General features: G+C 72.7%; 1 riboswitch.

What is annotated here, in order from left to right:
- The first annotated feature begins 167 nt into the window (after positions 1 to 167).
- A riboswitch (cobalamin riboswitch) is annotated at positions 168 to 377 on the top strand.
- Positions 378 to 534 lie beyond the last annotated feature (157 nt).

The following is a 534-nucleotide window of genomic DNA, read 5'->3' as shown; positions in this document are numbered from 1 at the left end:
GTGCTGGGCGGCGCCGGCGGGACGCTGCCGCCGAGCGTCGTCGTCGAGGCGCCGGCGCGGGATGGATCGCACGGCTGAGGGCGCTTGGCGGGAGGCGCTTCACGTGTCGCCGCCGGGCCACAACTCACAGTGTCGTGATTCGAGGCGTTGACTCGGCGCCTCCGCCACGGCCACTTGGCCGGGACGGTTCCCTTCGGGGATCAAAAGGGAACGCGGTGAGGACCGGGCGCGAAAGCGCTTGCCTGATGCCGCGGCTGCCCCCGCAACTGTAAGCGGCGAGCCCTCCATCAACACGTCACTGGGTCACGGCACCTGGGAAGACGATGAGGGGCAGCGACCCGCGAGCCAGGAGACCTGCCGTCAGTCGTGGTCACACGCGAAACGCGTCGGGCGGGGTGCCTCGGCGGGTGTCGAGACGCGTGCGCCCGATCGGGCGGACGCGGGGCGGCCTCGTTCGCGGTGACGTGCCACCACACGCGTCCGCACGCCCCGTCCATGCCCTTGCCAGCCGCGAGACCCGCGCCGACCGACCCC

The sequence above is a fragment of the Methylobacterium sp. WL103 genome (genome assembly GCF_008039885.1).
GTDB lineage: Bacteria > Pseudomonadota > Alphaproteobacteria > Rhizobiales > Beijerinckiaceae > Methylobacterium > Methylobacterium cerastii.
This window is presented reverse-complemented; position numbering and strand designations above follow the sequence as displayed.